11 protein-coding genes are annotated in these 14,449 nt (G+C 58.3%); 5 read left to right on the top strand and 6 right to left on the bottom strand.

Going from position 1 to position 14,449, the window contains the following annotated elements:
- Window positions 1-588 precede the first annotated feature (588 nt).
- Window positions 589-2,697: a hypothetical protein gene (locus tag AC1RDS_RS15295; protein WP_492227129.1), complete on the top strand. Its 2,109-nt coding sequence runs from the start codon at window positions 589-591 to the stop codon at window positions 2,695-2,697.
- A 172-nt stretch (window positions 2,698-2,869) separates the two neighbouring features.
- Here AC1RDS_RS15295 and AC1RDS_RS15290 read toward each other — a convergent pair whose 3' ends face one another.
- Window positions 2,870-4,396 (bottom strand): hypothetical protein, encoded by a 1,527-nt coding sequence (locus tag AC1RDS_RS15290; protein WP_139285345.1) that lies wholly within the window; start codon window positions 4,394-4,396, stop codon window positions 2,870-2,872.
- A gap of 471 nt (window positions 4,397-4,867) precedes the next feature.
- On the opposite strand from AC1RDS_RS15290, the gene AC1RDS_RS15285 reads away from it, so the two are divergent.
- The 4 genes from AC1RDS_RS15285 to AC1RDS_RS15270 all read left to right on the top strand — a co-directional run bounded on the left by AC1RDS_RS15285 (window position 4,868) and on the right by AC1RDS_RS15270 (window position 9,861).
- Window positions 4,868-6,319 (top strand): oligosaccharide flippase family protein, encoded by a 1,452-nt coding sequence (locus AC1RDS_RS15285; RefSeq protein ID WP_348683056.1) that lies wholly within the window; start codon window positions 4,868-4,870, stop codon window positions 6,317-6,319.
- A gap of 120 nt (window positions 6,320-6,439) precedes the next feature.
- Window positions 6,440-7,423, top strand: coding sequence for a glycosyltransferase family 2 protein (locus tag AC1RDS_RS15280; protein ID WP_348683058.1), 984 nt, complete (start codon window positions 6,440-6,442; stop codon window positions 7,421-7,423).
- 8 nt (window positions 7,424-7,431) lie between these two features.
- On the top strand, window positions 7,432-8,589 hold the full coding sequence (locus tag AC1RDS_RS15275) for a glycoside hydrolase family 88 protein (protein ID WP_348683060.1): 1,158 nt from the start codon (window positions 7,432-7,434) through the stop codon (window positions 8,587-8,589).
- Window positions 8,590-8,649: 60 nt separating this feature from the next.
- Window positions 8,650-9,861 carry a polysaccharide pyruvyl transferase family protein gene (locus tag AC1RDS_RS15270; protein WP_348683062.1) on the top strand — a complete coding sequence of 404 codons (1,212 nt, stop codon included), beginning with the start codon at window positions 8,650-8,652 and terminating at the stop codon, window positions 9,859-9,861.
- Between the two features lie 93 nt (window positions 9,862-9,954).
- On the opposite strand, the gene AC1RDS_RS15265 is transcribed toward AC1RDS_RS15270, so the two are convergent.
- From AC1RDS_RS15265 to AC1RDS_RS15245, 5 genes are all read right to left on the bottom strand, one after another.
- Complete coding sequence (locus AC1RDS_RS15265) at window positions 9,955-10,875, bottom strand: GNAT family N-acetyltransferase (protein WP_348683064.1); 921 nt, start codon at window positions 10,873-10,875, stop codon at window positions 9,955-9,957.
- Between the two features lie 106 nt (window positions 10,876-10,981).
- Window positions 10,982-11,995, bottom strand: coding sequence for a polysaccharide deacetylase family protein (locus AC1RDS_RS15260; RefSeq protein ID WP_348683066.1), 1,014 nt, complete (start codon window positions 11,993-11,995; stop codon window positions 10,982-10,984).
- Entirely contained in the window at window positions 11,992-12,954 is a 963-nt protein-coding gene (locus tag AC1RDS_RS15255; protein ID WP_348683068.1) for a polysaccharide deacetylase family protein, read from the bottom strand. Before AC1RDS_RS15255 ends, AC1RDS_RS15260 begins: the two co-directional genes overlap by 4 nt.
- Entirely contained in the window at window positions 12,951-14,282 is a 1,332-nt protein-coding gene (locus tag AC1RDS_RS15250) for a putative O-glycosylation ligase, exosortase A system-associated (RefSeq protein WP_092699522.1), read from the bottom strand. Before AC1RDS_RS15250 ends, AC1RDS_RS15255 begins: the two co-directional genes overlap by 4 nt.
- A gap of 30 nt (window positions 14,283-14,312) precedes the next feature.
- On the bottom strand, window positions 14,313-14,444 hold the full coding sequence (locus AC1RDS_RS15245; RefSeq protein WP_280140381.1) for a hypothetical protein: 132 nt from the start codon (window positions 14,442-14,444) through the stop codon (window positions 14,313-14,315).
- Window positions 14,445-14,449 lie beyond the last annotated feature (5 nt).

Below are 14,449 nucleotides of genomic sequence, written 5' to 3'. Positions count from 1 at the left end.
GCAGGGCTGCTGCTGCGAGCCAACATGCCCTCTCTGCTGCCAACGCCGCCGTGGCTGCCAACACCTTGCTGAGACAGCGGAAAAGTGCTGGCGATCGCACACTCAATCTAGGTTTTTCGCTATGGGTTTTGCTCAATTTTTAAGCATGACTGGAGCGAATCTGCGGACTATCCGAGCCGGCCAACAGACCAATCCACACCGCCACCAAACCTGGCTGCAAGCTGTGACATCCAGTTTCCTCTTTCGCCCCCCCCTCTCCGACAATTCCTTATCGGTCGCAGACCCGCACGGTCTGCGCCCGTAGTCCATACCGGCAAGCAAACGCTTGTTGCGCAGATTTCGCCCCCTATGCGCTTAGGGAGGGCCTGGTTTCATGGCCCTCCCCGGCAGCGGCGCAAGCCGTTTGCCAGCACATATCAGCAACCCCCTCCATCGAATGGCCCGAAATACATGAGCACTCCACTTTTCCAGAAAGACACAATAAGAAACAATTGTCGCAACAGACTTACAGGCCTGCTTCTATTAGCCACCTTGTCAGCCTGCGGTGGCGGTGGCGACAGCGCAGCACTCGAAATGCAGTCTGCGCAAATGCCCGCGACCGACACCGCAATTGAGCTCCAGCGACAGCGCACCACCCCTCCGGGCCAAGACAAAACCACAACAACCGACACGAGTACAAGTACAAGTACAAGTACCACTACCACTACAGCCCCGATTGCCACGGCCCCATTTAGCTGCGCAGCCGGTGCAATCACCTGTATCGAGGTAGCATCCACCAGTTCACAGGCGCAGGCCAGCCTGCCAGTTACCTTTGGTCAACCGTTCAAGGCGGGCGATTGGCTGCACACCACGCAAGGGCTTGTTGCCCAGGTGGGCGGCGCTACCATCCCCCTGCAGGCCGACGAGATCTCTTCGCACCGCGACGGCTCCGCCCGTTTTGCCGTGCTCAGCGCGCAGTTGAGCAACGTCCAGCCGGGCGAAGCACGCATCATCAATATCTTTCCAGGCGCCAAGACCAGCAGCACTCCCAACGTGCCCGCATCCCCTGACTGGAACCTGGAACTCGAAGCCCAGGTGTTTGATGCCAACGGCAACGTCACCGCCACCCTCATCGCGCAGCCCCAGACCCAGCTGGTGAACCAGATTGCCAGCAACACGGGCCGCCGCCTGGCTGGCGCCGTGGCCAGCGAATACACCGTGGCTCTGCCGTTCAAAGACAAAGCCAGCGGCACCCAGCACCCGCACCTGACGGCCCGCCTGCACACTCGCCTGGTGGACAACGGCCAGCGGATCCGAACCGACGTGGTGATGGAAAACACCCGCACCTGGACGGCCAACCCCGGCAACATCACCTATTCGTTTGCCGTGAAGCGCAACGGCAGCACGATCTACACCCAGCCCAAGTTCACCCACTACCACCACGCCCGCTGGCACAAGGTGCTGTGGACGGGCGCCTTGGCCGAGCCGCAGGCACGGGTGCGCCACAACATGCCTTACTTCATGGCGAGTAAGGCGGTGTGGAATTACGACTTGAACGTCAAGATTGCCGAAACCACCTTGGCCAAGGACTATGCGACGCTGACCCAGGCCCGCACCGATCAAGCCGCACTGGGCCCCATGGGCAATGGTCTGCTTGAGAAGTACTTCCCAATGACAGGGAGCCGTAGCGACATCGGCCCCTACCCCAGATGGACTGCCAACTATCTGGTCAGTCAAGACGATCGGGCACGCGAAACCATGATGTCCGTCGCAGACTCGGCCGCGTCTGTGCCGGTGCACTACCGCGACGAAGACACAGGCTACCCGCTTGACCTCGACCGCTATCCAAACGTATCTATCACACCTGAGTGGTCGACTCCGGTCCTGCCCACTGTGGTCAACGGCACGACTATCTGGACCCCGGACATCGCACACCAGGCCTCCTTTGCCTATGTGCCCTATCTCATCACGGGCGACGCCTTCTACTTGGACGAGATGATGTTTTGGACGGCCTGGAACGCCGCCGTACCCAACCCGACTTACCGCGGGGGCGGACAAGGTCTGGCCAAAGACAACCAGATTCGTGGTCAAGCCTGGGCCATGCGCGCCCTGGGCGAAACGGTCCGGTCTCTGCCCGATAACCACCCACGTAAAAGCTACTTCAGCGGACGCTTGGGCATCAACCTTGATTGGTACGCCAAGCAATACCCGCTGAACCCCAGCGCCGCCTCGCTTTATCCGCTGAACGCGCTGCCCAAGCCCGATGAGCCCCATCTTGTTGGGCCATGGCAAAGCGACTTCTTCGGAATGGTTTTCGCCCAACTGGCAGAAAACGCCGAGCCGAATGCCAAGCTGGTGCTCGACTGGGCAAGCAAGTTCAACATCGGACGCTTCAACAGTGAAGCGGACGGGTTCTGCACCGCACGTGCTGCGGGCTACTACTGGACGATCGTCAACGCGCAGAGCGCGCCCTACACCACTTGGCGCGATCTTTACCAAGCGAACTATCCAGGCGAAGTGTGCAGCTCGGTGACGACCATCGACGGATACCCCAATTGGGCAGGGGGTTACGCGGCCGGTGCGCGAGCCATGATGGCATCGGCTGCCAACGCCGGGGTAACCAACGCCTCCGCCACCTACACGAAGTGGCGCAGCTTGACTCAGGCGATGGATCAAGACTTCGCCACCGATCCGACCTTCGCGATCGTGCCCCGTTAACCAAGCGTAAGCCCTGGGGGTGGCAATGGCCACCCCTGCTTTCAGCCGCACTCGGCCGCAAGGCCTGGGCGGCTGAATTGTTTCTTGCCATCCCCCGCCCAAGTGGCGCAAGGCCGAACCTCAGGCCGACGCACCTGGCGCAGGCCGAAACCCCGATCCGCCACGGGGTGGTCTAGTCACAAGGCTCGTGCGTTGACCTCTCGTAGATCGCCGAATAGACACCCCGGAAACGAAGATCGCCCAAGACACTGTGGGTGGGCAGATTCCCGGCCCGGCCGTCCTCGCGCATGACTACGATGAATCGGTAACAAGGCGAGATGTGCCGAAGGTCGAAATCGGGGTAATCGCGCCGACCGGCGACCACGTCATCAAGATCGGCCAGGGGGATTTTCTGCAGTTGCGCGATGCTGGGCGACACGAGTGACCTGTCCTGGAAGGCAATGGTCTGTGCTCCGTGAATGGGGTAGGCAAAAAGACCGGGCCAGAAAACGCCACGGGAGATAACGGCGTACCCAGCGTGCTCCGTCAGTGGAATACGTGGCAGCCCGAGCGGGCTGCTGGTGCCCACCACCGCCACGACAGACGATTGCCTTGGCAGCTCCTGGTACGAGCGCATCAATTCCTTGTGAATGGGCTCATAACCCAACCAATCCTGGCGCACCAGCAGCACGCGCACGGCCACCAACAGAAGCAGCCCGACCAAGCCCCACGGCTGCCATCGCCCGGCGCCGCGCTCGCCCGGAAGAACCAACACGGAGACAAACAGGGCGATGGCAATCGGCAGGCGTTGATCAGCACCATAGCTGGAGAACAACTGGGTGGGCATCACCAAGTGCAGCAACAGCAAGATCGCCAAGCCCAGCAACAGGTACCTGTCGCCAGACAGACGACACAGGCGAAGCCAGAACGCCCCGACCAGCATTAACACAGTCACCACTGCCAACAGCAGATCGGTACGGACATTGGGCCCGACCAGAAGCCCCACAACAGCCGAGACCTTGCTCATCCAAGGCCCCCAGGCCACCGAGTGGTTGCTCTCAAACACTGGCGCCCCCAACGCAAAAACACCCAGCGCGACCAATACTGGGCTGAGGCGGTAGGCGCATTCGAGAATCCACTGCTTGGACAGCAAGAGCAAACTATCAACCGTGCGAAATGTGAGCACGGTGATCACGATGCAGAAAACCGCAAACGCGTAAAGGTGCAAGCCCAGCATCAACGTGGCCAGCGCACAGGCCATCGCATACCAAGAGATTCTTTGCCCCTGGTCGACCTTTTTCAACCAGAAGGAACTGAGGACGAAACCCATGCCCAAGGAAAATAGATAGCCAAGGAACCCCCAGAAAAAGAGCCGGTTATAAACAAAAAGAAACGGCAGAAAGCTCCAGAGCGTGTACCGTCCCCAAAGTACGCGCCCCAGAATGGCAGGACCAAGCGTCAAAGATGCAATGGTCAATACAACAAAAGTGCGCCCTGCATTCTCTAACGACACGATTTGAGACAAAGGACCCACGATCAACTCGAACGCCATATTGGGTTGAAGTGCCCAAACAGGCTGCACATGTGGAACAGCCTGCGCCGAAGCAGATGACATCCAGATATAGACACGGGCCAAATGGTTTGGGTAATCCGCCAGCGGTGGCTGCAGAACCGACAACACGGGAAAACTTGCCATTACCAACAAGGCCAACCAGATCACAAAAAATCTTCTACTCCCCACCTATATCTCCCTATCAACACGTTAAAAATCACGGTTGCCGTAAACGGATTAACAGAGACCCAGACATCACTCTCTCAATTCACTTTAAAGAGCGCGATCGCATTCACATCGGTGGCCGCAAGAACGAGAGGCGAGTACACGACGGCACATCCTCCCCAGCTGAGCCGTGGCAGAGCGCACCGGACGGGTTCACCGCTGGGACGGCCGTTGGATCAGGAGCTTCTGCCCCCCGCTGCCGAAACCTCCAACAGATAAAAGTAGATATGAAATTATCAAATTGTGCAAAATTTGATGGTGGACTATTCTAAAAAGTGTGAAAACACGCATACCTCAGACCTAAGCCTGTAGCATCTGCCGTGCCCATCCCGTCCGAGCAGGTGGCGCACAGGCGAAGGTCCTCTCCGCGTCAGTCGCACGACGGGATGTGTTCCCAACTATGGAATCTCATTCGTGTCCTCGGTCCGCCAAAAAGTCGCCCTGCAGTTTCTCGTCAGCAACTTGGCTCTGGTGGCCAACTTTGTGCTGACCATCGTGCTGGCCCGCCTACTCAGCCCGCAGGACATTGGTATCTTTTCCATGAGCGCGGTACTCATGGCGGTGGCCCACGTGTTCCGAGACTTTGGCGTTACAGCTTTCATCAAGCGCGAAAAGGAACTCACCCACGGCAGCCTGCGCAACGCGCTTGGGGTTTTGCTGGCCACCTCATGGAGCGTGGCAGGGGCGATGTACTTGAGCGCTCCTTACTGGGCCGAATTTTTCCGCGAGGGGCGGGTTGAGCCAGTGGTTCAGGTGCTCGCCATCGGTTTCGTGTTCATTCCGTTCGGGGCCATTCCGATGGCTCTCCTGTCGCGCGAGATGGCAGTGGAAAAGTCGGCTCGGGTGACAGCAGCCAGCACCGTCGTCTTCTTCATCGCCTCTGTAGTGCTCGCGCTCAAAGGATTCGGCCCCATGACTATGGCCTGGGCCAACCTGATCAACATCATCGCCACCGGCGCCATGGCCCGGTGGGCCCTGGGCAGGCCGCTGCCCTGGCTGCCGGCCTTTGATCAGAGTAAAGGGATCGTGCACTTTGGAGTAGGTAGTCTGCTTACCGCCCTGCTCAAAGCTGCGGATAGCGCCCTGCCTGACATTCTGCTGGGCCGTAAGATGACGCCCGCCGATGTAGGCCTGTTCAGCCGCGCCAACTCCACGGTGAACATGGTGAGCACGGCCCTGCTGCCCACCGTGAACTACTTCGCCCTGCCCTACATGGCCAGGGTTCACCACGCCAATGGGCCTGTGGCACATGAGTACTTGCGGGCCACCTCTCTAATCAATGCCCTGATGCTGCCCGCCTTGGCCGCCATTGCGGTGCTAGCACATGACATCGTGAGCTTCCTGTACGGCAAGGCCTGGCTGGACGCCGTGCCCGCCATCCCCTGGCTGTGCCTTGCCTACGCAGTGAGCAGCCTGTTCACGCTGAGCGCGCCAGCACTCACAGGTGTGGGCAAGCCCTATGCCGCTATTGGCCCCACTGCCTTGCTGGTGGTGGCCAAGGTCGCGTGTGCGCTGTGGCTGATGGATGGCACACTCAACACCTTTGCGCTGGCCATGGCTTTGGGCCAACTGCTGAGTCTGCCTTATCAGTTGTGGATTCACCAGCGTCACCTGAGCCTGCCGTGGACCGATTGGGCCAAAAGCACCCTACCGCTGCTGGTGCAGACTGCGCTGGTGGGTGCGGTGTGCTTCGGCATCCGCGAGGCATTGCCCGTGAACACGCCGGCTTGGGCGGCCATCGCGACCGTGGGTACGGGCGCCTTGGTTTCTTTCCTGGCCGGCTGCTTCCTGCTGGCTCTCCCGATGGCAGACGAATTGAAGCGGCTGCAACACGCGGTGCTGCAGCGCGCGCGAGGCAACACGTGAGCTCTCGGTCTGATGAACACGTATTACGGCCCACAAACTTCAGCAGCAGAGCCGGGCTGTTGATCGGTCACACAAACTTGTGCATCGCCTGACAAGATGGTGCACCACCACTACACCACAATGAACCAGCCCCGAGTCTCCGTCGTCATCCCCGTGCGCAACGGCAAAGACTACATACAGGAAGCCCTAGACAGCGTGCTGCAGCAGTCGTTCACCGACCTGGAACTGCTGCTCATTGACGACGGCTCCACGGACGACGACTACGACCGGTACGCACTGCAAGACGAACGGGTGCGGGTGATCCACCTTACGGGAACCGGCGTCTCACGGGCTCGCAACGTGGGCATGGCGCAATCGCGCGGGGAATTCATTGCCTTTCTCGATGCCGATGACGTGTGGTTCCCCGGCAAGCTGGAGGCGCAGGTGCGCTACTTTGATGCGCACCCCGATGTGGGGGTGGTGTTTGGCAAGTTCATCCGCTGGCATGCTTTGCCTGGTGGCGGATTTGCGCCGGCCAGTTCGTTGACGATAAATGTCAGTGATCTCACCGAGTCGGATGCTGAGCGCTCTGGTTGGCTCTATGCAAGATTGCTCAAGGGGCTATTGGTGGGAATGAACACGGCAGTCATTCGCCGAACTGTGCATCAAGCTATTGGGGGCTTCAACGAATCGATGCGCCAAGGCGAAGATTACGATTTTTGGCTTAAATCATCTCGCATAGCAGAAATGCACTCACTGAACGGATCCATCGCACTCTACCGAATTCACGGTGCAAGTGCGATGCACAAACTATCAGATGAGAATCATCTAGCCAATCTAATAAAAGTTGCGACGCTTCGATGGAATATTAATTCACGCGCAGGAGATGAGATCACCTCATCCGAACTCAATCGACGTTTAGGAGAGGCAAACTTCATGCATGGATATTCCCACTATTGGGGCGGGAACAAGTTTGTAGCCCAAAAGAGTTTCATCCAATCTCTGTCACATGGCCACAAAAAGACAAGGAGCTTAATCTATGCAATTCTATGCTGCTCCTTAATCATTGTCAAAACATTGACCGGGCACAAAGATCAACAACAGCCTGCCCAGCAAAATAAATAGCACAAAAAATGAACACCCGCCCCCCCGGATTCCAAAATAAAAACCAAAGCGATGACTCTCAAATCACTCATGAGAGGCTTCGCAAAATTGCGGACTCAGCAGCCGACAACCCTTATGACAAAAAAGCAACAATTACATCAATCAAAGAAACCATTCTAGACTCCATCAAATGGCGACTAACCTACATATTATCTATTGTTCCGCCTCATGAGAACTGGTATCTCGCTGCGTCTCTCTGGCCACTCTTAATTGACACGACAGAGAAGGCTGAACAACTGGAAATTCTAAAAAAGGCGATCGACAAGCAACTGGATAGTACAGGGGCATGGAAGTACCCCCTGAATACCGCGTTCAAATTTTTGATGTGCACCCATGTTGTGAGACTATGGGAGCTGACTGGGGACGAGCGCTACCTAAATGCAACGACAAATGCCCTAAATCAGGTTAAAAAGATGAAGCGAGCTCCGAATGGAGCCTTCCTTTATCTACCAACCAGAGACGAAATTCTCGTTGATACCCTTGGCATGATCTGTCCATTTTTGGGAGCCTGCGCCAAGTCGCTTGGCATCGATGAAGCAGGCGAGATCCTGAGGGAGCAATTGCAAATTTACTGGGGAAACAATATGGACTCAGAAACTGGATTGCCATTCCATGGCTATTATGCCGGCGGCCCCAAAAAACTGGGTAACCTAGGCTGGGGCCGAGGTGTCGGATGGTATATGCTGGCAATGGCTGCCGCCCAAAAGTGCATGAGGCCGGATACAGATTTCGCAAATCAGATGTCCGACTGGAAGCGCCGAATTTTACAAACACTGATAAAAATCCAACGCACAGACGGACACTGGAGCGAATTTACCCTAATCAAATCCAGACCCGACTCCTCAGCAACAGGCATGATTTTACTCGCCCTGACCTCCGAGAACAAAAGCACTGAAGACCTGGACCAAATTCAACTCAAATCACTAAAAAATTCAATACAATCAGCAAGGCTGGCGCTTCTAAAATCCATTGGGAAAAACGGATTGATTCAACATGCAACAGGCGAAGCTCCAGCACTTGGCAGCTACTCCCATGCACATGGGAATTACCCTTGGGCCCAGGGTTTTGGCACAGCGGCCCTAGCGCAATCGAATCGATGGTTACAACAAAACTCATCGCACATCTAGAACCCCTCTCTCAAACAAATCGATTCGATTGAACTCAATTTATCGTACTGCGACGCTCAGATGAAAAACGTCTCACCCTCTCGGGTTATTATTTACGGCGCCGTTTCACGTCCGCCATCCGACAGCCCAAGAGCACTGGATAAAATTAAACAACTGATTCATCGCGCCATCGACCGATTTGCGATAAAACTAAATTTCCATCAAAGAATTGATTACAAGAACTATGAGAGGCGATGGACTTACAACAGAGGCGATCTTGCAATTGCAGATTCAGTTCAAGAAACTCTGAAAAAAATTGGATGCACTCTGCCTGCCGTTCGTGCAAACTGGGGCGAGCTGTCTGAAGTTGGCCTGACCGATCTGGACACTGTGATCGTGGCGGGGAGCGGTTACATCCACCCCGACAAGACTGGCAACCTGCATGTTCGGATTTTTTCCGATTATCACGCTTTTGCAAAGTCTCAATGCCGCGTTGCCCTTATCGGAATCGGAGTAAATGTGCTACTCGACTGGGACCGATCGAAAGCAACCCATTTGGCACCAGATTCTCGCGATGTTCTGGAAAAAATTTTTCAGCTATGCTCGTCCATTACCGTCAGGGATGAGTATTCACAAAAAATCATTCAGCAACTGGGCAACCACCCCGCCTCGATCATTGGGGACCCTGCACTGTTTCTATCCGAACAAGGCAGTGAGCACAATGACAAAAAACCTGACTCAGGCCCTAGGATTGGCCTCAGCATTCCATTTCACGGCACAGAGCCAACAGAATGGATTCGAGACAACATCAAGTCCTTCGTAGAATTTCTGAGAAAAATTCAGAAATCAAAAAAGGCCAGGTTCGAGTACTTCCTTCATTACGATTCCGAAAGGCTGGTTTATGAGGTGATGCGGGACTATGGCCTTGATGTCACATTGAGGGAAGGCGACACTCAAACACTCTTGAGGCACTACCATGATCTGGATTTGCACATCGGCGGCATGCTGCATTCGTGCATCATGGCAAGCTCGCAGCGCATTCCAACGATCGCCCTGGCATACGACGCCAAGCACTTTGGATTTTTCAAGCTTTTGGAAAGAGAAGAGTTCTGCGTTTACAACCAGTCGCTGGACTATTCGAATCTCCATAGTCTGATTGACAAGATCATCAACAACCTGCCCACCCAAAGGCAGAAGCTTGATAAAAAGATCAAGCAGCTTGAGACTGGGTATAGAGATGCAATCTCAAATGCAGTCTCTATGGAGACTCCTGCCATCGCGAGAGTGCATTGAGTTCGAGTTCAAGCTGGGAGTGTCGCGCAGGATGCAGGCCGCACACGCAGCTTGAGCCGGCTAGCTTGCATCAAACGCCGGCTCTCGGGAGTTTCATCCAGAGAAGCGCCATTCCCACCGCAGCGGCAGCATGGACGCAGCACCTCGCGCGCCCCACGCCATCACGACCTTGGCCAGCTCGTGTGTCTCGCTAGCCGCGGTCTCTTTGTAATCGGCATGGCCTTCGCCGAAGTCGATCACTTGAATGCCCAGCTGTTCGCTGCGCTTCATGATCTCGGCCAGCAGCACCTTGCCGGGCGAGTACTTGGCGTGCCCGGGCTCGTACACCGGGAACCAGTAGTGCAGCCGCCCGCCCCCCAGCAGCCCCAGGTGGGCGGCGATGAGTACGTCGCCGCAGTACAGCACACTCAGGGGTGCCGAGAAACCGTCGCTCTGGCCTGAGACCAGCGCCTTCAGAAAGGCCTGGTGGTCGGCCTGGTAGAGCGCGGCCCCTTCCTTGCCGGTGCGGGCGTACTGGTCGAGCTTCAAGCGGATTAGGGTGTCCAAGTCGCGCGCGGGGTTCGGGCTCTGCCAGTGGAACTGATAGGCCCCGGGCAGCTCGTTCAAGCGGCGGGCACAGCGCTCCGTGTCGCTCCAGAAGCGGCGGCTTCGCTCCTTGAGTGCGCTCCACAGGTCTTGGTCGCCGGGCTGGTGGCGCACGAGGTAGGTCTTCGTCACCGCACCGGACTCGCAGTGGCGAATGGTTCTGCCCGTGCCGACATGGGTAAAAAAAACCGACCAAACGCCAGCCCGCGCCAGCGCGTGCGCCACCCGTCCCAAGTAGGCGTCTTCTACTGGAAAGCAGAAGCCGTCGGAGACTTCTTGCGCCACCTGGGTGTAGCCCCGCAGAAGGCCGCGCCACCCATTGGCGCGGTGCAATGGCACCACGCCCACGATGCGCCCACTGTCTTCCATCACTACCACCTCCACCGGGCCCAGGGTCTGGTGGGCCGCGCGGCAGAACTCGGGGTTCATAAACAAGTTGGCCGACAGAGCGTCCACAGGGAACAGCCTCAGCCATGCTGTCAATTCGCGCTCACCCAACTGGTCGAAGCGCTTGCGAGATACCAGCAACCCCATACTAGATCACAGCTCTGGGAAAGAGGTACAGGGCCAAGCGGGCGGGGTCGATGCGCCCATTGCGGGTCGTCCATGCGTTCTCAGGCAAGTGGATGCGGGGCACATCGAAGCGCAGTTGCGGCAGGTTGGCCACCTTGGCCAAGCAGGGTTTGCTGTCGAACACCACCTCAAAACCAGCCTCTTTCAACAACTCGCGAGAAGCGTCGTTCTTCACGCCGTGCGGGTACGACAGCGAGAGGTCTTCCAAGCCCAGGGCGCGCAGGTGGCTCCGGCATTCGGTGATCTCGTTGCGCGGGTTGGCGGCGTACGCAATGGGCGAATGCGAATGGCCGTGGCCACCAAGGTCAAAACCGTTGTCGGTCCACTGGCGAAGGTCGTCGGCGTTCACCATCTGACGCTCGGCGATGGCGTGCAGCACGGTGGGGTCTGCCTGCTGGATCACCTGGCGGCGCTGCGCCTCGGGCATGCCCGCCAGCTGGGCGGCCACCCGCTGGCTGTAACCCGGCTGGGTGGCAGCATCTGCCGGCATGCCCAACGCCTGCAGCAGCTTGGGCGCAGTTTGCGGGTTGGCCAGCGCGGCCACTGCAGCGTCTTGCCACCAGCGCGGCTGCTCCAGTTCCAGCACCTCGGTGGCCAGGAACAGGAGCGCCGGCAAGCCGCGCTTCTTCAACTCGGGCATGGCGAACTCAATGGTGTCGCGCCAGCCATCGTCGAAGGTGATCAGCAGCGGGCAGGTGGGCAGTTGCCCCTGGCCGTCGATGGCCGCCTTCACCTGGGCCAGGCTGACCACGTTGTAGTGGCGGGCCACGAAGTCGAGCGTACGCCCGAAGCCTTCCAGGCTGAAGGCGAATTCACGCTCGGATTGCGCCAAGGCGTGCGAGCCGGCCGGCAACACCCGGTGAAACATCAGCACCGTGAGCGCGTGCTGGTTGCGGTGCCGATGCCATGCGCCCAGCAGGCCCGAGCGGTACAGCACGGTGCGAACCGTGTCTTTGATGGTGCTGGCAATGCTCATGTGGCCACCTCCGGCACCTGCATCGGCTCTGTCATCAGGTTGCGCACCAGTTGAAAGGTCACATGCCAATCGCGCTCTGCCCAAGGAGTGAAACGGGGAATCTGGTAGGGCGAGGTGCTGGCGTCGGCCACGCCCCAGTGGGTGGTGACGGCATAGCGGTAGCCGGCGCGCTTCACCGCGTCCACATGCAGGCGCGAGAAGTCTGCATAGGGCCGGCCATTGGGATAGGCGAAACCATTCACCGGCCCGCGCACGATGGCCTGAAGGCGCTCGCGGGTGCCACCAATTTCGCGCTCAACCTCCTCCGCGTTGCAATAGTCCAGGATGGGATGCAGCGCGGTATGCGCGCCAATGCCAAAGCCCTGGCTGTGCAGGTCGCGCAGTTGCACCTCGGTCAACACAGGCACCGTGGTGGCCTGTACGCCAGCCATGGCCTCCAGTTGCTGCAGTATCTGTTCGCGGCGATAGAGCGTAAGGTACTTCAGTTCTTGCTCCAGACGCTGCACCTGGCGCTGGCGGTCGGCCGTGGTGGCCACCGGTTGCGTCGGCAGGAAGGGAATGCCCATGTCCAGCATGGGCCCGGGCAGGCGGCGCACCGCCGCCAGGATGCGCTCGTGCCACAGCGGTACGCCATCCAACTGGCCCGAGGTGATGAAGAAGGTGGCGTGCAGGTTGCGCCGCCGCAGGGCCGGGGCAACGCCCGCCAGCCAGTCGGGGTAGCCGTCGTCAAAAGTGATGCAGGCGGCACGGCGCGGCAAGGTGCCCGCCACAAGACGGGCAATGGCTTCTTCCAGCGGCAGGACGTTCAGTTTGGAAAAGGTCTGGTCCAGTAGCTGCTCAAACCGCGCCATGTTTACATCGGCCGGCACCAGCGGGTCGCATTGTTGCGGCACCTTGTGAAACAGGAAGACCGATAGCTTGTCTTTGGACAAGGATTGCAGGACAAGTCGGGAGATCACGCGCTCCCCCTTGAGCCAAGAGTTTTTGACTCGCGCGCAACCGCCGCCAGTGCACGTGCCACGTGCACGCGCAGCAGTTCCATGAGCATCACGACCATGTAGATAACCTCCAGGTAGCCCAGGCTGACAGAGGCTCCGCCCACCATGTAGGCCAACACCGCCAGCATGAGCATATCGGCCATGTCTCGCGCCCATTGGTACGGTGCGCCAAGCTGGATCGTCATCCGTTTGATGACCTGCCGGCTCCAGAACGCACGCAACAAAATGAACAGGAAGAGCCCCAAACCCACCAGGCCGATGTCGCCCATTACCTCAAAGTAGATGCTGTGGGCCGCCTTGGCGGAAAACTCCGGAACGGGCAGGTTCAGAAAACCGAGCAAGCCCGGGGACATTTTGAATTGGTCCCAGATCGCCTGGACTTGGACGGCATGAAACCCGCCACCAAAAACCGGGTTCTCCAAGGCAATGGCAGAACTGATCTTCCAGGCGATCACGCGGCCCATGAACGAGCTGTCTTCGTCAGCCTCTTTGATGGAGGACAGGCGGCTGGTGATGTCTTCGGGTGCAAATGCCAGGAAAGCCAGCACAGCGCCCACCACCAGCACCAGCGCCATGCCCTTGCGCCGGGAAGTGAGGATGAGCCACAACCCTACGACCGAGACCGCAATGAAGCCGGCGCGCGACCCGCCGCCCAGAATGGCGAGCACCACCACGCAGAATGCGCCCAGATAGCCCAGACGGATGAGACGATTGACGGTGTAGCTCTGCAGGTAAAAAAGAAACGGCAACACCAGCGCGAGCGCGGTGGACAGATGGTTGCGGTCTGCCAGCATGGTCCCTGCGGGACCCAGCATGTTGTGCGCACCGCCCGACGCTACCGTTTTCAGGCCATTGAGCACGCCGTGAACCCCCAGGCCCAAGGCAATGACGATGAGGATGGCGTGGAAATGCACGCGTTCACGCACGAAGAATGGCATGACCAGGCAGAACAGCAAGCCCTTGATGAGGAACTCAAAGTACTGGTCGTTATAGGGATTGCCAGCGTAGGCTAGTAAAAAGGCCAGAGTGGCATGGGCCGCCAGCCACAAGTAGAGCCACATCACCTTGTTGAACTGGTAGTCGCGCCAGGGCACCCGCCCAAGCGCCAGCAACACCAGAGTCAGCACAGCACACACAAAATTGACCCGGTTGCCCGCCATCCAGCCGTAAAAGTAAGTGGTGGGCGCGAGCAAGCCCGTCCACCCCCAAAGCAGGTAGGCATTGAACGGACGCGCCAGCGCCAGCGGCAGCGCGGCCAGCAACATCAGGGCAAAAGCCAGATCACGCATGTGTCGTCACCATGGAGGGCATTGGGTAGCTCAGCGCTGCCCGTCGTGCTGGTCAAATCGCAAAAAACCCAGGTCGGTGTCGGCCTTGTCCTCGCACTTGAACAGGCGCCAGCACAGATACAGCATGACGCCCATGTCTATCAACAGAATAAATGCTTCCACGAACA

This window comes from Acidovorax sp. GW823-FHT02H02, assembly GCF_058797075.1.
Note: the sequence above shows the minus strand (reverse complement) of the source record. Positions and strands in the feature narration are given on the sequence as shown.